The sequence below is a fragment of the Bordetella genomosp. 11 genome, assembly GCF_002261215.1.
Lineage (GTDB): Bacteria > Pseudomonadota > Gammaproteobacteria > Burkholderiales > Burkholderiaceae_B > Bordetella_C.
The window spans coordinates 1,067,240-1,086,474 of sequence record NZ_NEVS01000004.1; the positions used below are offsets into that span (position 1 = coordinate 1,067,240).

Below are 19,235 nucleotides of genomic sequence, written 5' to 3' on the forward strand. Positions count from 1 at the left end.
GTGGCCGGGGCACGCAAACACGAACATCGCGACGGAGGACTTCATGGACGACCTGCAATCATGGAAAGCGTTGTCGCGCGAGCATCGCGGAATCACGATGGCGCTGGCCGAGTTCATCGCCGGGCTGAAACCGGCGGCGGTTCCTCGGGCGACACGCGAGGTCCTGCGCAAGGCCGTGGTGGATGGCCTGGGCTGCGGCCTGTACGGTCTGGCCACGCCCTGGGGCCGCATCATGCGCGAGTATGCGCGGGACCGTCAGGGACCGGCCGAAGCCGCGCTATGGGGAGGGCAGGCGCGCGTCGGCGTGGGAAATAGCGTGCTTGCGGCCGGTACCGCCATCCACGGGTTCGATTTCGACGATCACAGCCGCGCGAAAATCCATCCGGGTGCCGTCGTGCTGCCCGTGGTGCTGGCGCTGGGCGAGCGCGAGCAGGTGGACGGCGCCGTTCTGATGACCGCGATGGCGGCCGGCTACGAGACCATGAACCGCGTCAGCCAGGCCGCCAACCCCAGTCGCGCGCGTATGCGCGGCTGGCATCTGACCGGAACGACGGGCACTTTCGCCGCCGCCGCGGCGGCCAGCGTCATCCTGGGGCTGGATGCGCCCACCACGGCGAGCGCGCTGGGCCTGGCGGGCACGCAGTCGGCTGGCCTATGGGCCTTCACGGCCGACGGCGGCATGAGCAAGCGCATGCATCCGGGACGTTCCGCCGAAGCCGGCGTGACGGCGGCGCTGCTGGCCGCGCGTGGGTTCGCCGGGCCGCGTTTCATCCTGGAGGCCGGGGATGGCAGCTTTTTGTTCGGCATGTCAGACGATCCGCGACCCGGCATGATCGTGCGGGAACTGGGGGCGACGTGGCATACCGATGCGACCTGCTTCAAGCCGCATGCCTGCTGCGGCAGTAACCACGCCTGCGTGGACGCGGCGCTGGCGCTGGTCCGGGAGCATCGTATCGCCAGCGACGACATCGAACGGGTCGTGGCCGGAATTGCGTCGGTCGTGAATACCCAGACGGGTTTCGACTATCTCGCCGATTCGGTGCTGAATGCGCAGATGAGCCTGCGCTACAACATCGCCGTGGCGCTGATGGATGGCCAGGCGTACCTGGAGCAGTTCACGCCCGAACGCATCGTCGAGCCGCGCGTCGTCGCGTTGTCGCGGCGCGTCGATATCGAGATCGATCCGGAGATCGATCGCGCCTATCCGGAAGTCTACGGCGGGCGCGTTACCGTGGTCGTGCGCGGTGGCCGCAGTTATACGCGCCGCGTGGATTATTCCCTGGGCATGCCGGAGAATCCGATGCCGCACGCGGAGATCGAGCACAAGTATCTTTCGCTGGCACGGGCGTCGGTGGGCAGCGAGTCGGCCGGGCGGATACTCGAACTGGCGATCGGGCTTTTCGAGGGGGAGGGGGCCGCGCCGCTGGGCCGTGCCCTGGCCGCGGCCGAACCCGTTATCCACCCGTAGCCGTGTCCCGCGTTTCGTCTGGTGCCATATGCTCGCGGCCGACGACCATGGCATCCGGGATGCGGGTGCCGATATAGAAAATCCTTTCTTCCTGCCGCTCCAGCGTGCGCATGACGGCGTGCTCGAGCATGGCGCCGTGTATCTTGCCCGCCTGGACGAGGCGCGGGCCCTCGTTCAGCAGAATGTCCTCGATGTTGCGGAATTGGCCGGGCGCGGTGGACGTATCGATCGTGTAGATGCAAGGGTCGGGGCGGTCTCGCGCGGATTGCGCCGGGACGACGCGGTTGACGGTCAAGCACATGACCGGGCCCGTTTCACTGCCGCCGCAGGCCGTCTGGCGGATGATCGCGACCAGGATATCGTCTATCGACGCGTCCGGGCCGATCGCGGATTGCGGCGTGCCGCGCCGCAGTCCGCCGCTTTCGCTGCGATAGATGCGCATGGGGACCGGCCGCCGGGACGCCGCTTCCAGGGTATGGCGAATCGTGTTCGCGGTGAAGTTCCGCCGTGCCGGGGCGGTGCGCGCTAGCACTTCGTAGATGCCGTTCATCAATAGCCTGGCGTCGGCCGCGCGCAGCGCGATGCCGGCGTTCTGCGTGGCGGTTTTCAAGGCCTGCGCTGCCAGCGGCGTGACGCGCGCCGCGCTTTTCAGCAGCCGCGCCGCCGAGAACACGGGCAGGACGAAATCCGCCAGTTCGCGCGCGCCACCCAGCATCAGCACCCTGACGTGGAACTGCCGCATGATGGACTGCATGCCCACCTTGATCATGGCCTTGACGCCCTGAGAGGCCACGGTGCGCATCGAAGCCTGGGCCGCAACGACGCCGGCGCTGCCGCCGCCGGCGGTCAGGGCGATGCCCGCCACCGTGATCGCCAACGCGGCAGCGTCCCAGGCGACGTCGCCGGCCTGCAACCGGTAGCCCGGATCCCACTTCAGGTTGTGATGCAGCCCATAGAAGGGAATCAGCACGCGCAGCACGCTTTCGGTGCGGGAAGGAAGATAGTTGTCCGCCTTCCATTGCTCGATCGCGGCGAGGACGGCCTTGCGCCGCTGGGCCACGATATGGCCGCGCAGGAGGATCGGGTCGCACGGCCTATACGAGACGGTATATTCCTTCCCGGACGATTCCCCGTGGCCTGCAGGCTGTGGCGATCGCAGGCCCAGGCTTTGCAGCAATGCCGTCGCGTTCAGCCGTCCGGCGCGGTCCACCATGTCGGGCGGCAGCTTTGCCATCCTGCCCGCGGCATCGATATGCAGGAATTCGCCGTCCGGCATTTCCGCAATATAGGATTCCCCCAAGGACCGGCCCAGCGCGGTAAGTACCCAGCCGGAAGGCAGTAGATGCGCGCCGGCCGGATACGCGGTCAGGCTTGCGATATGCCACATGCGTGCGGGCCGCTCTTCCAGCCGCAGGCTTGGGATGCCCGCGGCGAGCGCGTCGCCGATGGCGCCCAGCTTGCTGAAATGATCCAGGTGGGTATCCACATAGTCGGCGAACTGCCGGTAATAGCGGGTGCGAACCTCCGGGGTTTCCAGGAACCGATCGATCAGCCTGTCGAGCGGGACAGGCCCCGGCGCCGGCTGCGTTGCGATGGCGATGGACTGGCCGGTGCGGGCGCGCTCCAGCACATATGTCCGCGCGACATCGCGCCGCGTATGAAAGACAGGCGGCTCCGGCGGGTCCAAGGCCATCGACCACATATCCAGGTAGGCCTGCAACCGGGTCTCTTCATCCAGCGACGATGGCGCGCCGTTGGCCGCGGCCCAGGCGTCGGCCTCGGCGCGCCACAGCAATAGCGAGGCCGCCTGCGCGTCGGCGTTCCCGGGGTTCGCCACCGCTTTCTGGTGGACATCGTTGGCCGCGACCAGCAGCACGTCGTCGTCATCGCCCGCCTCGTCCTGCAGGATGGCGCGTGCCCCGGCGATGCGGGCACCCAGCAGGGAGTCCCGGCCGGGCCTGGCCGTCAGCGCGGGCTCCAGGCAGTGGTCCGAGGGCGGCGGAGCCGTCGCGGGATCGTCGGTGGGACGGGGCGGCTCTGTCGCGGCGCCGGCCGTCGCCGTGAGGGTCGCCGGCATGGCGTCGCGCCGGTGACGCGCCTCGTCGCGGGCGACGCCAGGTCGCGTATCCGCATGTGTGGCAAATGCTAGCGCGGCATCGATGTAAAGGGGCGGCCGCGCGGGGGTGGGGATAGGGAAGATCGCTGTGTCTTGGGGGCCGCGGTACATGCCGCGCCCGTTGGCGAGAAGAGTGTCATCGTGTCCGGGAAAGCGCCGCGCTGCTGTTCCCGGGCGTGGCGTGGGTTATTGCGATGGGAAGCGCGTTAGTAACGACTCGCTCTCATTCGTCCGCGACGAGGCATGGCCTGCGGTGCCGCTCCTCGCGTACCGCACGGCCGGCGGCGCGTTTCCCGCCCTTAACAGGCGCAGGCCGTTGGCCACCACCAGCAGGCTGGTCCCCACATCGGCGAAGACGGCCATCCACAAGGTCGCCAGGCCGCTCAGGGCCAGCACCAGAAACACCGCCTTGATACCCAGGGCGAGCACGATGTTCTGCACCAGCACCCGATGCGTGGCACGGGACAGGGCGACGAATTCGGCGACCTTGCGCGGGTCGTCGTCCATCAGGGCCACGTCCGCGGTCTCGATTGCCGTGCCCGTACCGGCCGCGCCCATGGCGAAACCGATGTCCGCGCGCGCCAGCGCCGGCGCATCGTTGATGCCGTCGCCCGCCATGCCGACAAGGCCGTCGCGCATGCGCGATTCCAGCGCGGCCAGCTTGTCCTCGGGCAACTGATCGCCACGCGCGTCGGCGATGTCCAACTGGCCGGCCACGGCACGCACCGCGGCCGTGTTGTCGCCGCTCAGCATCAGCGTGCGCACGCCCAGGCGATGCAGCATGCCGATGGCCGCGCGGCTTTCGGGCCGCACGGTATCGGCCACCGCGGCCACGGCGATCGCGCCATCGTCGCCGCACAGCACGACGGCGGTCTTGCCCTGCGCTTCCAGGGCATCCAGTACCTGCGTCAAGGCCGGCGTTTCCCAGCCCTGTTCGTTCATCAGCCGGCGATTGCCAAGGTGATAGCGGGTGCCATCGATGCGGCCGCGTACGCCGCGGCCGGGCAGGGCGGCGAAATCCTCGACCTCGTGCAGCGGTCCGTTGCCATGCCCGCGCGCGATGGCCCGCGAAACCGGATGATCCGAGCGGGCGGCCAAGCTGGCGGCCAGACGCGCGGTCTCGGGCGATGCAGGCGATTCGCCTGCGATGGCGGGCGATGCCTTGTCCGGGGCGGACCGCGGCGCGCCGCCGGTCAGGGGGACGCCAGCGGTCGGGATCGCCACCAGATCGGTCAATGCCGGCTTGCCGTGCGTCAACGTGCCGGTCTTGTCGAAGGCCAGCCAGCGCAATTTACGGCCGTTCTCCAGGTAAACGCCGCCCTTGATCAGGATGCCGCGACGCGACGCGGCGGTCAGGCCGCTGACGACGCTGACCGGGGTGGAGATCACCAGCGCGCAAGGGCAGGCGATGATCAGCAGCGCCAGGGCGCGATACACCGCTTCGGCCCAGGGCTGCGCCCACAGCAGCGGAGGTACGCAGGCGGCCAGTACCGCGAGCACCACCACCGCGGGCGTGTAGATGCGGGAGAACCGATCGATGAAGCGCTGCATGGGCGCGCGCGACGCCGCCGCCTGTTCGACCGAGTGGATGATGCGGGCCAGCGTGGTGTCCTGCGCCGCCGCGGTGACGCGGTATTCGAACGAACCTTCCGCGTTGACGGTCGCCGCGTAGACGGGATCGCCGGCCGTCTTGTCCGCGGGCAGGCTTTCGCCGGTGATGGCCGACTGATCGACGGCCGACCGTCCGGCCACGACGACGCCATCGGCGGCGATGCGCTCGCCGGGCCGCACGCGCACGATATCGCCGACCGCCAGTTCGGCCGCCGGCACCTCGCGCCAGGCGCCGTTTTCCCGCCGGGTCGCGGTGGGGGGCGCCAGATCGAGCAGGCCGCGCACCGCGTGCCGCGCGCGATCCAGCGAACGGGCTTCGATCTGTTCGGCGACATTGAACAGGAACATCACCATGGCGGCCTCGGGCCATTGCCCGATGACGGCCGCGCCGGTGACGGCGATGCTCATCAGGGCATTGATGTTCAAATTGCCGTTGCGCACGGCGATCCAGCCCTTGCGATACGTGTTCAGCCCGCAGGCCAGCACGGACGCCACGGCCAGGACGGCGCTGACGACGCCCGGCATGCCGGTGAAATGCGCCGCCTCGGCCAGCGCCGCGAGGACGCCGGCCGCGGCCAGCAGCTTCCAGCGTGGCCGCTCGGCGGGCGGCGGCATCGCCGGGGCCTGGTCGGCCAGTACTTCGGGGGTCATGCCGACCGCGCGGATGCCGGCCAGCACCTGCTCCCGCGCGGCCGGTTCATGCGCCACGGAAAGGATGCGTCGCATCAGGTCGAAGTGCATATCGGCCACGCCAGCCATGCCGCCGAGTTTCTTGCGCAGCAAGGCCTCTTCGGTCGGGCAGTCCATTTGCCCGATGCGTATCCGGGTCAGCGTCATGCCGGCCTCGACTTCCATCGCCGGCGGCGCCGAGGCATCGGCGGGGTGATCGCCGTGGCAGCACGCCGCAGTGTGGCGATGCGCCGCAGCGTCCTGGCAGGACGACCCGGCGCCGCCGTGGGCCAGATTGTGACCATGATCGTGACTATGATCGTGACCATGACCATGATCGTGGCCATGATCGTGCGGGTGGCCGTGGGCATGTCCGTGCTCGTGCGCGTGGCAGCAATCGTCCTCCGGCCGGGAGGCCCGCACCTGGATGGGAATCGTTTTCTTGTCCATAGCGGTAATTGGACACCCTGGGGTTACTATAGGGTCAAGTCAACGAACAGGAGGATCTCCATGAAGATCGGAGAACTGGCCAAAACGGCCGGCACCACCGTGGAGACGGTCCGCTACTACGAGAAGGAAGGCCTGCTGCCCGCTCCGGAACGGGGTGCGAATAACTACCGCAGCTATGGTCCGCTGCATGTCGAGCGTCTACGCCTGATCCGCAACTGCCGCGCACTGGATATGACCCAGGATGAGATCCGGGCGATCCTCAGGCTGGCCGACAGCCAGGCGGCGAACTGCGGCCCCATCAATGAAATCTTCGAAGACCACATCCGGCACGTCGACGAACGTATCGCCGAACTGACACAGTTGAAGCGGCAATTGTCGGCGCTGCGCCAGCGCTGCCTGTCGGCGCAGCCCCACGCGGAGGACTGTGGAATCCTCCACGGCCTGGCGGAAATGCAGGTCGAGGAGCGCCCCGAACGCCATACCCACCTGGGTTGACCTCTATCGCCCGCCGCCGCGCGCGGACCGGGCTACCTCCGTACCGTAATCCCTATCGACACCCCATGACTTCCGCACCCATACACGCCCTGCATACCCGACGTTCGATGAAGTTCCTGCGCGCGCCCGCGCCGCGCCCCGAAGAACTGGACCAGATGCTGCAAGCCGCCATGTCGGCGCCGGACCACGGCGCCTTGCGCCCCTGGCGCTTCAAGCTGATCCGTGGCGAGGCCATCGGCCGGCTGGCGGATATGGCGCTGGACGCCGTCAAGCGCAGCGGCGACAAGCGCATGACGCCCGAAAAGGAAAAGTCCGTACGCGAATGGCTGGCCGGCGTGCCCTTGATGATCGCGCTGGCCCAGAAGATCGACCACGACAACGTCAAGATCCCCGAGCAGGAGCAACTGCTGGCCACCGGCGCGTCGGTGATGAACATCCTGAATGCCGCGCATATGCTGGGATATGGCGCATTCTGGAGCACCGGCCTGGGAACCTATCTGGAGCCGGTGCAGGAAGCCCTGGGCTTCGATTCCCTGGACTACCGTTTCCTGGGATTCCTGGCGATCGGCACGCCGGCCTGCGCCGTGCCGCCGGCCAATCGCCCGGATTTTCGCGAGTTCGTGTCCGATTGGACAGGCCAGCCGGCCTGAGCGCCAGCCGCTTCAGCCCGCGGCCAGTTCGTCCATGATGGGACATTCCGGGCGGCTATCGCCATGGCAATGGTCCGCCAGGTGGTGCAGCGTGTCGGCCATCTGCTGCAGCTCGCGCGCCTTGCGCTCGAGCGCCGCCACATGTTCCATGGCGATCCGTTTCACATCGCCGCTGGCCCGGCTGCGGTCGCGCCACAGGGCCAGCAGGTCGCGCATCTGTTCGACGGAGAATCCCAGGTCGCGTGCGCGCCTGATGAACCGCAGCGTATGCACGTCATGGTCGCCATAGATGCGATAGCCGGCCTCCGTGCGTTCCGGTGCGCGTGTCAGCCCGATGCTTTCGTAATAGCGGATCATTTTGGCAGTGATGCCGGATGCCGTTGCCGCTTGCCCGATATTCATGATGTTTTCGCTCCGGATGGAAGCTCCGCGCCGCGATCGCCCGCGCGTGCGCGGCCGGCGCGCGGGAGCGCCCCCTGGCCGCGGGCGTCGAAGGCCCGCAGGCGCAGGGCATTGCCGACCACGAACAGGCTGGACAGGGCCATCGCCGCCGCCGCGAAAACCGGCGACAGCGAGGGTCCATGGAACAGCGCCAGCAGCCCCGCGGCGAGCGGGATCAGCGCAACGTTGTAGATAAAGGCCCAGAACAGGTTCTGGCGGATGTTGGCCAGCGTCGCCCGGCTGATCGCCATGGCCCGCGGCACGCCCGCCGGATCTCCCGCCATCAGCACCACGGACGCGGCGTCGATGGCGACGTCGGTCCCCGTCCCGATGGCAATCCCGACATCGGCCGCCGCCAGCGCGGGAGCATCGTTGATGCCGTCGCCGACAAAAGCGAGCAGGGGACGCTCCGCCTTTGCACCGGACTTCGCCGCGCCGCCATGCCCGCCGGCTTGCTCGCGCAGCGCGCGCACCGCCTCGACCTTGCCTTCCGGCAGGACTTCGGCGCGCACGTCGTCGATTCCCAGCACGGTGGCGACCGCCCGGGCGGTGTGGCGGTTGTCGCCGGTAATCATCACGGTGCGTACGCCGGCCTCGCGCAGGGCGGCGATCGCCGCCGCCGATGTCTCGCGGATGGGGTCTTCCACCGCCATGACGGCCGCGGCGGTGCCGTCGACGGCCACGTAGATGGCGGTTTTTCCGGCCCGCGCCCAATCGTCCGCCATGCCGGCCAGGGTGCCGGCGTCGATGCCGTGTTCGCGCATCAGCCGTTCGCCGCCCACAAGCAGGCGGTGTCCCCCCACATCGCCGCGCACGCCCGCGCCGGCGATGGCGAGGAAGTCGCCGACAGGCGACGTCGCCAGCCCCGCGGTCCGGGCCGCGGCGACGATTGCCGAGGCGATCGGGTGCTCCGAAGCGGCCTGTACCGACGCCGTCCACGCCAGCACGTCCTCGCGGCGGAATCCCGGCGCCATTGCCATATCGGTCATTGCGGGCTTGCCCAGCGTCAGGGTGCCCGTCTTGTCGAAGGCAACGGTCTTGACGTCGCGCAGGCTTTGCAACGCGTCGCCCTGGCGGAACAGGACTCCCATCTCGGCGGCCCGGCCGGTTCCCACCATGATGGACATGGGTGTCGCCAGTCCCATGGCGCAGGGGCAAGCGACGATCAGCACGGCGACCGCGTGCACCAGCGCCTGCGGCAGGGCAGGCTGCGGGCCGAACGCCAGCCAGGCGAAGAACGTCACGGCGGCCACCGCCATGATGGCGGGCACGAAACGGTAGGTGATGCGGTCCACCAGGCTCTGGATGGGCAGCTTGGCGCCCTGGGCATCCTGCACCATGCGGGCGATGCGCGCCAGCGCCGTGTCCGCGCCGGTGTGCGTTACCTGGACGGTCAGCGTGCCCTGCGTGTTGAGGGTGCCGCCGGTGACCGCGTCGCCAGCGCGCTTCTCCACGGGTATCGGTTCGCCGGTGATCATGGACTCATCGATGAAGGATGTGCCGTCCAGCACCTTGCCATCGACCGGGATTTTTTCGCCGGGGCGTATCCGCACCACGTCGCCCGCGCGCACCGATTCGATGGGGACGTCCACCGTGTCCTGTCCGCGCAGGACCCTGGCCTGGCGCGGCTGCAGCGATGCCAGCCGCGCGATTGCCGCTCCGGTCCGGCCCTTGGCGCGGGCTTCCAGCAGGCGTCCCAGCAGGATCAGCGTGACAATGACCGCGGCAGCCTCGAAATACACGTGTCGCGCATCCTCGGGCAGCCATTGGGGCGCGAAAGTGGCTACCGCCGAATACAGCCACGCGCTGCCGGCGCCCACCGCGACCAGCGAGTTCATGTCGGGACCGCCACGCGCCAGGGCGGCGCCGCCCTTGAGGAAAAAATCGCGGCCGGGACCGGCCAGTACCAGCGTGGTCAGGCCCCATTGCAGCAGCCACAGGCGCGCCGTGCCGACGTACATATTTAGGCTGTGATGCAGGCCGGGAAAGATATGCCCGCCCATTTCCAGGAAGAAGACGGGCAGGGTAAGCAGAAGGGCGAGGGCAAAACGGCGGCCCAGCCGGCGGGCTTCCGCTTCGCGGGCCTGGGCCTGGCGTGCCGTTTCGTCCTCGTCGCGGACCAGGGCCCTGGCGCCGTAGCCTGCCTTGGCCACCGCGGCGACCAGGGCGTCGGCCGTGACGTCGCCGGCTGGCTGGAAGGCGACGTGCGCGCGCTCCGTGGCCAGGTTGACACTGGCGGCGCGCACACCGGGCACGGCGGACAAGGCATTTTCGACACGCTTGACGCAGGACGCGCAGGTCATGCCTTCTATGGACAGATCCAGGCCGGCGCCGGGTTCGGGAGAGGGTTTCATGTCGGCTTCCAGATAAAGAATGCTGCCTAGTCTGATCCTTCCCATAATGGTAAGGTCAAGCCACGGGCAGCGCCAGCGCGGTGTTGACCTTGCCATCATAGGAAGGTGTAGCCTTTCAACATCGTCGGGGCGTATCGCCCCGCGTGAAGGCGGCACGTCGCCGCTATCCGCTTGAAGGAGTCATGATGGTCCTGCAATATCAAGTCCCCGACATGTCCTGCGATCACTGTGTCAAGGCGATTACCCGGGCGGTAACCGAAGCCCTGCCTGGCGCGGCGGTTCGGGTGGAACTGTCCGATCACCGCGTGACGGTGACCGGCACGGAAGACAAGCCGACCGTGGAACGCGCAATACGGGGCGCGGGCTACACGCCCACGCCGGTCTAGCCCTGTGGAGGGGCGTCATTGAAGCAAGCTATCGATTTATAAGAATTATTAAATTTGATGTTTCGATAGAGGATATTTATTATTCATCCATGGCGTCCTTGCCCCAACCCGAATCCGGAGATTTACCGATGCTGCAAGCCCGCGAAGGCCAACGTGTTCCCAACGTCACTTTCCCCGTCCGCGAAGACAACGCGTGGAAACAGGTGTCGAGCGACGATATCTTCAAGAACAAGACTGTCGTCGTCTTTTCGCTGCCCGGCGCTTTCACGCCGACCTGCTCGTCCACGCACCTGCCGCGCTACAACGAATTGGCGCCCGCCTTTTTCGCCAACGGTGTCGACAGCATCGTGTGCGTTTCGGTGAACGACACCTTCGTCATGAACGAATGGGCGAAGGACCAGGAATCGTCGAACATCACATTGCTGCCGGACGGTAATGGCGACTTCACCGAAGGCATGGGGATGCTGGTCGACAAGCGCAACCTGGGCTTCGGCAAGCGCAGCTGGCGCTATTCCATGCTGGTGCGCGACGGCGTGGTCGAAAAAATGTTCATCGAACCGGAAAAGGACGGCGATCCTTTCGAAGTTTCCGATGCCGATACCATGCTGAACTACCTTGCCCCCGAGGCCCGCAAGCCGGATCAGGTCGTGGTGTTTTCCAAGCCCGGCTGCCCGTTCTGCATCGAAGCGAAGGCGCTGCTGGATAGCAAGGGTTACGCGACGATCGACATCCCGCTCGAAAACAAAGTGCGTGGCCGGGTGATCGGTGCCGTGTCGGGCAAGGCCACCGCGCCGCAGGTCTTCATCAATGGCGCGCTGATCGGCGGCCTGGAAGAACTCAAGGCGCATTTCGCCTGAGCCTCCGGCCGCGGACGGACATGACCTCGCAATAACATCATCCGAGCATCATAAGGATTACGCATGAAAACCTTGCACACCGATGTGGCCGTTATCGGCGCCGGCACTGCGGGCCTGGGCGCCTATCGCGCGGCGGTGGCCGCGGGCAAGCGCGCCGTGATCATAGAGGGCGGGCAATACGGCACGACCTGCGCGCGGATCGGCTGCATGCCCTCCAAGCTGCTGATCGCGGCCGCCGAGGCGGCACATGCCGCCGCGCATGGCGCGCCCTTCGGCGTGCACGTGGACGGCAAGGTGCGTGTCGATGGACGCGAGGTCATGGACCGCGTCAAGCGGGAACGCGACCGCTTCGTGGGCTTCGTCCTCGAAGGCGTGGAGAACATTCCCGCCGAGGACAAGCTGCGAGGCTATGCGCGGTTCGTTACGGACACGGTGCTGCGCGTCGATGACCATACCGAGGTGCATGCGCGCAGCGTGGTGATCGCGACCGGCTCGACGCCTGCCGTTCCCGCGTCCTTCCACGCGCTGGGCGACAGGCTGGTGGTCAACGATGACGTCTTCTATTGGGACGACCTGCCGGGCAGCGTCGCGGTTTTCGGGCCCGGCGTCATCGGGCTGGAACTGGGACAGGCGTTGGCGCGGCTGGGTGTGCGTGTCCGCGTCTTCGGTGTCAGCGGCAGCCTGGGCGGTATCACCGATCCCGCCGTGCGCCAAAGCGCGAAGAAGGCTTTCCAGGAAGAGTTCTACCTGGATCCCGATGCGCGCGTACTGGAAACGTCACGAGATGGCGACCGGGCGCGTGTGCGCTACGTCGCGCTGGACAATACGGAGCGCGTCGAGCATTTCGACTATGTCCTCGTCGCCGCCGGGCGTCGGCCCAACGTGGGCAATTTGTCCCTGCAGAACACCAGCCTGAAGTTGAACGCGGCGGGTGTTCCGGAATACGACCGCTACACGATGCAGGCGGGCAAGTCGCCCATCTTCATCGCCGGCGATGCGAACAGCGATCTGCCCCTGCTGCACGAGGCAGCGGACGAAGGCCGTATCGCGGGACAAAACGCCGCCAGTTTTCCTCAGGTCCAGGCGGGCTTGCGCCGCGCACCCATGGCGGTGGTGTTTTCGGATCCGCAGATCGCGGTGGTCGGCACGCCTTACAACCGCTTGCCCGAGGGGAACTATGTCACCGGCGAGGTGGACTTCGGCAACCAGGGACGTTCGCGCGTCATGCTGAAGAACAAGGGGCGGCTGCACGTATATGCGGAACGCGGCACCGGCCGGTTCCTGGGGGCCGAGATGGTCGGTCCCAGCGTCGAACACCTGGCCCATTTGCTGGCCTGGGCGCTGCAGCAGGAGCTGACCGTGGCCCGCATGCTCGAGATGCCGTTCTACCACCCGGTGGTTGAAGAGGGCTTGCGCACCGCGCTGCGCGACGCCGAAGCGCAGGTCCGGGCGCAAGAGCCGGCGCTGGCTAACGCTGCATAGGTGTGCCGCTCGCGGCGCGCCCGTGGCCTTGCGGCCTGCCGGTAACACGGCAGGCCGTTTGTCTTTCAGCGGTGGCGCGCGGCCAAGGGGCGGCACCGTGACACGGTGTCAGGCGGCGCGGTGCTCGAGCGCCGCGCCCAGGGCACGCAGCGCCGGCATCAGGCTGATCGTTTCCATCCGCGGGTTCGAAGCCTTGCGGTTGTTGATCTGCTCTGCCTTGATATCGTCCTTCAAGCGCCCCTGCGCCGTCAGCGTTGCGAGCCGTTCCAGCGCTGCATGGACATCGCGGGATGGCAGGGCGAGACGTCGCAGCGCCGATTCGCACAAGGCCCGGGCATCCGGCAAGTCGGCGGCGTGTTTGTCCAGGCAGTCCGACAAGGCTTCAAGCGCGTCCAGGAAACGCGGGGAGCGGCGATCGCCTCGCAGTGCTTCGACCGCCTGGGCCACCACCGGCACGGCGTGGCGCGTCGCCGATTCCATGGTCAGTGCCGCATCCAGGGCCAGGAGGTGTTGCTTTTGCGGAGCCGGCATGATGCGACGGCCTTCGGGATCGTCCACCTTCAGGAAGGGATAGGTTTCGACCACGTGGTGCAGGGCGATGCATTCGCCCGGTGTCAGCGTGCCGACGCAGGCTTGGACGACATCGGCATAACGGGCGGGTGGTCGCTGCAGGCGAGCCAGTTCCCGCATGGCATTCTCGAGCGCTTGCCATTCCGATCTGGTCAGCAGCCTCGCGGAGGCGGCTTGTCGTTTGATGGCTTGGAAGACCTGGCGTTTCGCGCGTTCCAGGCGAGTGCCGGGAAAGATACGGCGCCAGATCCCAAGCGCGACAGCCCGTACGGTTGGGCGGGCTGGCGGCGGCATGTCGAGCAATGTCGCCGTCGTGCGCGCACCCGTTGTTCTTGCCGCCGGCGCGGTGCCGGTGCGCGCGCCGGCCAGCCGTTCGGCAGCTGCGAAGAGATCCATCATGAAGCGCCGAAGATCGGATCGCAACCGTTCGCTGGTCTCGTCGGGAAGTGCCGTGCCCGCCAGGATGGTATCCAGGTAGCGCCCCAATCCGTGCGTCGGGGAGACCTGCGCCGACAGCGCGAAAGTGCGCATGAAGTCTTCCTGCACGGACGGCGGCAGGCTGTCGACCAGCGCAACGCAGCGGTCCAGGTCGCTCCGATAGGGGGAGGCGAAGGACCGGTCGAGCCCGTACATTTGGATGAACGCCTTATGCATGGCATCGAGGTCGTTCCGATCGCTGGCGGCCACCAAATGCTCGACCTCGTCACGGTACAGGCGCTGCCTGAACGCCTCGTTGGCCATTTCCGCCACCAGGTCGACAATGCGCCCGGCCAAACGGCGCACTTTAGGATCGGCGTGGCCGGGGAGGGCGATATCCAGGGCTGCATCGAGCTTGCGGCGATCCGCGTTCTCGGGATCGCGTAGCCGCCCGGGACGGTCCAGCGCATCCAGTTGTTCCGCGGTGGCGGGAACGGCACGGTCATTGTCGCCCGGCGTCGAGGCGGGGGAGCCGGTTCGCGGCCCGAAGTGGTTAAGTGCCTGGGCCAGCGACATCCGTATGAAATTGAATTCGATCGTATTGCGTTCGACGCCGTCCGCCAGCATCCGCGCGGCTTGCACGATGCTCGACGCCGCGCGTTCGTGCCAGCCGGCTGTTCGCTCGGACAGGTGGCTATGGATATCGCGGCCCACGATATAAAGCCGCGAGCCGGGCGTCGGCCGCTCGGCAGGGGATGGTTCCGGCGTCGCGGTGCTGAAGGACTGCGGCGGGGCCGGCAGGGTGGGCCCGATGCTGTCGGAAGCCGGGCATTCGTCCAGCAATGCGTCCACGGCGGCCCGCACCAGGGGCGCCCGATCCAGGGACACGATGGATTCGGCCGTGCGCAGCACCTTCTCGGTGATGGCGCTGGGATCGGTAATGGTTGCCGTCGCCACGCTGGTCACGGGATGCGAGGCCGGAAGTGCGGGCAACGCGGCACCTGCCGTGTCGTCGACCAGCGTTATGCTGATCTCGCTGCTTGCGCGAAACTGGCTGGAAGGCCGCGGGAAGGTGGACAGGCTGTCGTTGCTCGTGAAGACCGAAGACGACACGCTGGCGATGGACGGCGCCAGGCTGATGCTGCCGGTGCTGCCGTGATAGCCGCTGCTGGCCAGGCTGTCGCTGCTTGGGGAAGACGTGGGCGCATCGTCGTGCGCTTTTCTTCCAGGGCGCAATGGCGCGTGGCGCAATACCGTCCCGGACGCGCGCCCGGCGGAGAGCCGGAAAGGGGGCGTCTCGATGATGGACGAAGCGGGTCGCGCCCGTCGCGAGCAGTCCGAGGACGCCCTGGCGGGGCGTTGGCATACGGCTTCCGGTTTGAACGCACCGCCTGTGTGTCCTGGCGATCCGGCGGGTGGGGCGAATGAATAAGAGGCAGACGCGGATGGCGTCAGGACGAGATGATCTGGCATCGGTGGGATTCCCTTGATACAGGCGAGTGCGTTGACGGGCGGACGGTCGGATCCCGGCACGGCGTGGTGGAGGATGCGGTGGCGATCTGGCGCAGGGTTGCCGGTCGGCTATGCGTCGTCCCGGAACACTGTGACGTCATCGCCAATGCGGCATGCGTGCAATTCCCCGCGGGTTGATTCCTTCATGTGTCGACAGGACCCGCCTGCTTTTTCCGGGTGGTTGTTGTCGAGGATGTCCGTGCCGGTGTGCCAGGAAAGAAGCGCCGCACCTGGAAAGACCATACGGGTACGGTCGACGCGGGCATTGCGGCCCTGATCGTGTGGACGAGTCAGGCGTGCCCGTGGCGTTGAACAAACGAAAAAAAGCCGCGCTGCGATGCAGCGCGGCTTTTCGGGCAAGCGGCTGGCCGGCGCGGGCCGGCAGGGGGCTAGGCGCCGCGGCGACGTGTGAACATCCCCACCACGAACAGGACAATGATCGCGCCGATGACCGAAGCGATCCACCCAGCCGGTTCGCCGGGCCCGTACCAGCCCAGCGTGCGGCCAAGGAATCCGGCCACGACGGCCCCGACGATGCCCAGGATACTCGTCAGGATAATGCCCATGGATTGATTGCCGGGCATGAGCGCGCGCGCGATCAGGCCGACGATGAAACCCACGATGATCATGATGATGATTTCCATACGTGCTCCTTTCCGTTTCGATACGCGTCCAAGGGGAACAGCAACACGGGCCATCATAGCGGCGGCGGGGTGGCGGGGTCGTCCATGTCATGTAACAACAGATTGCCCTGTTGTATTAACGCCGCGAGCCCCCGATCAGCTTGCGCAGCGCGTCAACGATCTCTTCCGTGGAGCTGCTGTCCGACAGTAGTAGACGGGCTTCGCCCTCGCGATCGAAGATATACACACCGCGGCTGTGCGTGACGTTGTAGACCTTCGGGTCGGCACCGGGTTTGGGTTTATCGATCTGGTAAGAGACGCGATACCGCCGGGCGACATCGGCGATCTGCCTTTCCGTGCCGGTCAGGCCGATGGCATTGCTGTTGAAGGCGTTCACATAAGCTTGCAATCCATCCGGGGTGTCGCGGTGCGGATCCACGCTGATGAAAAGAATGCGGACATTGGCGGCGTCTTCTCCCAGCCGGTTCATCACATCGGCCAGTTGCGCCATCGTGGTTGGGCACACGTCGGGACAACTGGCGTAGCCGAAGAACAGCAATACCGTTTTGCCTTTGACGTCATCCTGGCTGACGGAGTGGCCCTGCGCGCCGGACAAGGAGAAGCGGAGGTCCGGAAGATGGCCATGGATGTCGTAGATCGCGGGCTGCGGGGCCGCGTGGGCGGCGGCTGCCAGAAAAATGGCCGCGATCGCGACTGCCAGGCGCGACAGGAAGGCGCCGGCGCGCGCCCATACCGCGGGGCCGGCATCCGGCCCGGTGCATAGCGGGGCGGCCGAGCCGGGCAGGGCGAAGCGCGGCATGGCGGTTCGACGCATGGCGCTACTCCTGCAGGGCGGTCATGCCGCTGTGGCGCAGCAACGCGTCGATGCGCGGCTCGCGGCCGCGGAAGGCCTTGAAGGAATCCGCCGCCGGCCGCGCCCCTCCCACCGCCAGGATCTCGCGCCGGAAGCGTGCCCCGGTCTGCGCATCCAGCGTGCCCTGGTCGCCGCCGCGGGCTGCCTCTTCGAAGGCCTCATACGCGTCGGCGGACAGCACTTCCGCCCACTTGTAGCTGTAGTAGCCGGCGCCATAGCCGCCCGCGAACAGATGCGAAAAACTATGCGGCATGCGATGCCAGGCCGGCGGCATCAGCACCGCCACTTCGCGGCGGACTTCGTTCAGCAGATCCAGCACGGAACGGATATCGGCGCCGTCGGGCCGGTCGTGCAGCAGCATGTCGAACAACGCGAACTCGATCTGGCGCACCGTCTGCATGCCGCTCTGGAAGTTGCGCGCGGCCAGCAGTTTGTCGAATAGCGCGCGCGGCAGCGGTTCGCCGCTGTCCACGTGGGCGGATAGGCGCTGTACCACCGGCCATTCCCAGCAGAAGTTTTCCATGAACTGGGATGGCAGTTCGATGGCGTCCCACTCCACGCTCGCGAAGGCGGCGGCACCGGGCTCATCCACCTCGGACAGCAGGGCGTGCAGCGCGTGTCCCGTTTCGTGGAACAGCGTAATGACGTCGTCGTGGGTCAGCAGCGCCGCCTTGCCGCCGTTCGGCGGCGAGAAATTGCAGGTCAGGTAGGCAACCGGCGTGTGCAGCGTGCCCGCCGCCAGGCGCCGGCTGCGCTCGCTGTCGACCCATGCGCCGCTTTGCTTGCCGGCGCGCGCGTGCAGGTCCAGGTACAGATAGCCCACCAGGTCGCCGTCGGGCCGTTCCACGCGTACCCCACGCACATCCGGATGCCAGGCCGACACCGGAACTTCGCGCAGGCGCACGGTGAACAGGGTTTCGATGACCTGGAAAAGACCCGCCAGCACACGCGGTTCGGTGAAGTACTGCTTGATGTCGTCCTCGGAATACGCATAGCGCGCTTCGCGCAGGCGTTCCGATGCGTAGGTCACGTCCCAGGGCTGCAGGTCGTCCATGCCCAGCTCCTGCCGCGCATAGTCGCGCAGTTGCGCCAGGTCGCGTTCGGCATAGGGACGGGCGCGGCCGGCCAGATCGCGCAGGAAGGCGATGACCTGTTCCGCGCTGCGCGCCATGCGGGTCTGCAGGCGCAGTTCGGCGAAGTTGCGGAACCCCAGCAGGCGCGATTCCTCCGCGCGCAGCGACAGCAATTCCTCGATCAGCGGCGAATTGTCGAACTGGCTGTCGCCCAGCTCCGACGCCACCGTTCCGTAGGCGCGATACAGCGTTTCCCGCAGCGAGCGGTCGCGGGCGTATTGCATGACCGGAAGATAGCAGGGCATTTTCAGCGTCAGCTTCCAGCCCGGCTTGCCGTCGGCTTCGGCCGCCTGGCGCGCCGCCTGCCTGACGTCGGCCGGCACGCCGTCCAGGCGGGCTTCGTCCTCGACCAGCAGCGACCACGCGTCGATGGCGTCCAGCACGTTTTCGGAGAACTTCTGCGAAGTCTGGGCCTCGCGATCCGAGATCTCGGCATAGCGATCGCGGTCGGCGCCGCGCAGCTCCACACCGCTCAGCCGGAAGTCACGCAGCGCCAGTTCGATGACGCGTTGGCGCACCGGACTCCACGAGGCAAAGGCGGGCGCGGCGCGCAAGCGCTGGTACTGCCGGTACAGGCCCTCGTGCAGTCCGACCCAGGTAGAGAAATCGGTGACCTTGGGCAGTGCCGCGTTATAGGCCTCGCGCAACTCCGGCGTGTTGACCACGGCGTTCAGGTGGCCGGCGACGGACCAGGCGCGCCACAACCGTTCGGAGGTGGAGTCCAGGGGTTCGATCACGGCTTCCCAGGTGGCGGGCAGTGCCGGATCGGCGGCGCGGTCCACCGCCTGGCGCGCCACCTCCAGCAAGGTGTCCATGGCCGGCACGATGTGCGAGGGCTTGACGGCGGCATAGTCCACCAGGTCTTCGGCGGGGGCGAGTAGCGGATTCACGCTCATGTTCAGCTCGATGTGGGACGACAACAATGCAGTGTAGATGGAGACGGCCCGCATAGGTTGCAAGGGCCGCGCCGCCCCGCGAAGCTGAAACGGTGTAGCCCGATCAAAGGACGCCGCGGATCCGGCTCAGCCGGTCCGCCAATGTCGCCCCCTGGGGGGAAGCGCAGCGCTTCGACAGGGCCCTCTAGCTCAGAATAAAGCGGACGTCGCCAGACCAGGGACGCCGCAGAT

The 19,235-nt window shown here is 67.3% G+C and carries 15 protein-coding genes; 7 read left to right on the forward strand and 8 right to left on the reverse strand.

Annotated features, from left to right (window positions below; translation table 11 throughout):
* The first annotated feature begins 43 nt into the window (after positions 1-43).
* Positions 44-1,468, forward strand: coding sequence for an MmgE/PrpD family protein (locus CAL28_RS12415; RefSeq protein WP_094841672.1), 1,425 nt, complete (start codon positions 44-46; stop codon positions 1,466-1,468).
* Here CAL28_RS12415 and CAL28_RS12420 read toward each other — a convergent pair.
* Together CAL28_RS12420 and CAL28_RS12425 are read right to left on the reverse strand one after the other, a co-directional pair.
* Entirely contained in the window at positions 1,455-3,545 is a 2,091-nt protein-coding gene (locus tag CAL28_RS12420; RefSeq protein WP_094841673.1) for a hypothetical protein, read from the reverse strand. The genes CAL28_RS12415 and CAL28_RS12420 overlap by 14 nt on opposite strands.
* A gap of 225 nt (positions 3,546-3,770) precedes the next feature.
* Positions 3,771-6,314, reverse strand: a complete 2,544-nt coding sequence (locus CAL28_RS12425) for a heavy metal translocating P-type ATPase (RefSeq protein WP_094841674.1) — start codon at positions 6,312-6,314, stop codon at positions 3,771-3,773.
* Between the two features lie 60 nt (positions 6,315-6,374).
* Here CAL28_RS12425 and cadR point away from each other — a divergent pair, with 60 nt between their 5' ends.
* Positions 6,375-6,809: a Cd(II)/Pb(II)-responsive transcriptional regulator gene (gene cadR, locus CAL28_RS12430; protein WP_094841675.1), complete on the forward strand. Its 435-nt coding sequence runs from the start codon at positions 6,375-6,377 to the stop codon at positions 6,807-6,809.
* A 65-nt stretch (positions 6,810-6,874) separates the two neighbouring features.
* A complete protein-coding gene (locus CAL28_RS12435) occupies positions 6,875-7,459 on the forward strand; it encodes a nitroreductase family protein (RefSeq protein ID WP_094841676.1) in 585 nt (194 codons plus the stop codon).
* Between the two features lie 12 nt (positions 7,460-7,471).
* Here CAL28_RS12435 and cueR read toward each other — a convergent pair whose 3' ends face one another.
* Both cueR and CAL28_RS12445 read right to left on the reverse strand, forming a co-directional pair.
* Positions 7,472-7,861 (reverse strand): Cu(I)-responsive transcriptional regulator, encoded by a 390-nt coding sequence (gene cueR, locus CAL28_RS12440; RefSeq protein WP_094841677.1) that lies wholly within the window; start codon positions 7,859-7,861, stop codon positions 7,472-7,474.
* Positions 7,858-10,254, reverse strand: a complete 2,397-nt coding sequence (locus CAL28_RS12445) for a heavy metal translocating P-type ATPase (protein WP_094841678.1) — start codon at positions 10,252-10,254, stop codon at positions 7,858-7,860. The genes cueR and CAL28_RS12445 overlap by 4 nt, the downstream gene beginning before the upstream one ends.
* 182 nt (positions 10,255-10,436) lie before the next feature.
* On the opposite strand from CAL28_RS12445, the gene CAL28_RS12450 reads away from it, so the two are divergent.
* The 3 genes from CAL28_RS12450 to CAL28_RS12460 all read left to right on the forward strand — a co-directional run bounded on the left by CAL28_RS12450 (position 10,437) and on the right by CAL28_RS12460 (position 12,979).
* Positions 10,437-10,640 (forward strand): heavy-metal-associated domain-containing protein, encoded by a 204-nt coding sequence (locus tag CAL28_RS12450; RefSeq protein WP_369597668.1) that lies wholly within the window; start codon positions 10,437-10,439, stop codon positions 10,638-10,640.
* Positions 10,641-10,768: 128 nt separating this feature from the next.
* On the forward strand, positions 10,769-11,497 hold the full coding sequence (locus CAL28_RS12455; protein WP_094841679.1) for a glutathione peroxidase: 729 nt from the start codon (positions 10,769-10,771) through the stop codon (positions 11,495-11,497).
* Positions 11,498-11,560: 63 nt separating this feature from the next.
* Positions 11,561-12,979 (forward strand): dihydrolipoyl dehydrogenase, encoded by a 1,419-nt coding sequence (locus CAL28_RS12460; protein WP_094841680.1) that lies wholly within the window; start codon positions 11,561-11,563, stop codon positions 12,977-12,979.
* Positions 12,980-13,087: 108 nt separating this feature from the next.
* Here the strand turns inward: CAL28_RS12460 and CAL28_RS12465 are convergent, their stop codons facing one another.
* Positions 13,088-14,923, reverse strand: coding sequence for a hypothetical protein (locus CAL28_RS12465; RefSeq protein WP_094841681.1), 1,836 nt, complete (start codon positions 14,921-14,923; stop codon positions 13,088-13,090).
* On the opposite strand from CAL28_RS12465, the gene CAL28_RS12470 reads away from it, so the two are divergent.
* Positions 14,907-15,125: a hypothetical protein gene (locus tag CAL28_RS12470; RefSeq protein ID WP_094841682.1), complete on the forward strand. Its 219-nt coding sequence runs from the start codon at positions 14,907-14,909 to the stop codon at positions 15,123-15,125. The genes CAL28_RS12465 and CAL28_RS12470 overlap by 17 nt on opposite strands.
* A gap of 742 nt (positions 15,126-15,867) precedes the next feature.
* On the opposite strand, the gene CAL28_RS12475 is transcribed toward CAL28_RS12470, so the two are convergent.
* The 3 genes from CAL28_RS12475 to CAL28_RS12485 form a co-directional block, all read right to left on the reverse strand.
* On the reverse strand, positions 15,868-16,122 hold the full coding sequence (locus CAL28_RS12475; RefSeq protein ID WP_094841683.1) for a GlsB/YeaQ/YmgE family stress response membrane protein: 255 nt from the start codon (positions 16,120-16,122) through the stop codon (positions 15,868-15,870).
* 115 nt (positions 16,123-16,237) lie between these two features.
* Positions 16,238-16,936: an SCO family protein gene (locus CAL28_RS12480; protein WP_094841684.1), complete on the reverse strand. Its 699-nt coding sequence runs from the start codon at positions 16,934-16,936 to the stop codon at positions 16,238-16,240.
* Between the two features lie 4 nt (positions 16,937-16,940).
* The gene (locus CAL28_RS12485; protein WP_094844576.1) at positions 16,941-19,004 is read right to left on the reverse strand and encodes a M3 family metallopeptidase; all 2,064 of its coding nucleotides are present in this window, start codon (positions 19,002-19,004) and stop codon (positions 16,941-16,943) included.
* Between the last annotated feature and the right edge of the window lie 231 nt (positions 19,005-19,235).

Excerpts from the sequence above, each read along its gene's own strand:
- CAL28_RS12415 (WP_094841672.1), top strand. The coding sequence starts at position 44 with ATGGACGACCTGCAATCATGGAAAGCGTTGTCGCGCGAGCATCGCGGA.
- CAL28_RS12470 (WP_094841682.1), top strand. The coding sequence starts at position 14,907 with ATGGTTGCCGTCGCCACGCTGGTCACGGGATGCGAGGCCGGAAGTGCG.
- CAL28_RS12480 (WP_094841684.1), bottom strand. The coding sequence starts at position 16,936 with ATGCGTCGAACCGCCATGCCGCGCTTCGCCCTGCCCGGCTCGGCCGCC.
- CAL28_RS12485 (WP_094844576.1), bottom strand. The coding sequence starts at position 19,004 with ATGAGCGTGAATCCGCTACTCGCCCCCGCCGAAGACCTGGTGGACTAT.
- CAL28_RS12460 (WP_094841680.1), top strand. The coding sequence starts at position 11,561 with ATGAAAACCTTGCACACCGATGTGGCCGTTATCGGCGCCGGCACTGCG.
- cadR (WP_094841675.1), top strand. The coding sequence starts at position 6,375 with ATGAAGATCGGAGAACTGGCCAAAACGGCCGGCACCACCGTGGAGACG.
- CAL28_RS12445 (WP_094841678.1), bottom strand. The coding sequence starts at position 10,254 with ATGAAACCCTCTCCCGAACCCGGCGCCGGCCTGGATCTGTCCATAGAA.
- CAL28_RS12435 (WP_094841676.1), top strand. The coding sequence starts at position 6,875 with ATGACTTCCGCACCCATACACGCCCTGCATACCCGACGTTCGATGAAG.
- cueR (WP_094841677.1), bottom strand. The coding sequence starts at position 7,861 with ATGAATATCGGGCAAGCGGCAACGGCATCCGGCATCACTGCCAAAATG.
- CAL28_RS12420 (WP_094841673.1), bottom strand. The coding sequence starts at position 3,545 with ATGCCGGCGACCCTCACGGCGACGGCCGGCGCCGCGACAGAGCCGCCC.
- CAL28_RS12455 (WP_094841679.1), top strand. The coding sequence starts at position 10,769 with ATGCTGCAAGCCCGCGAAGGCCAACGTGTTCCCAACGTCACTTTCCCC.
- CAL28_RS12475 (WP_094841683.1), bottom strand. The coding sequence starts at position 16,122 with ATGGAAATCATCATCATGATCATCGTGGGTTTCATCGTCGGCCTGATC.
- CAL28_RS12450 (WP_369597668.1), top strand. The coding sequence starts at position 10,437 with ATGATGGTCCTGCAATATCAAGTCCCCGACATGTCCTGCGATCACTGT.
- CAL28_RS12425 (WP_094841674.1), bottom strand. The coding sequence starts at position 6,314 with ATGGACAAGAAAACGATTCCCATCCAGGTGCGGGCCTCCCGGCCGGAG.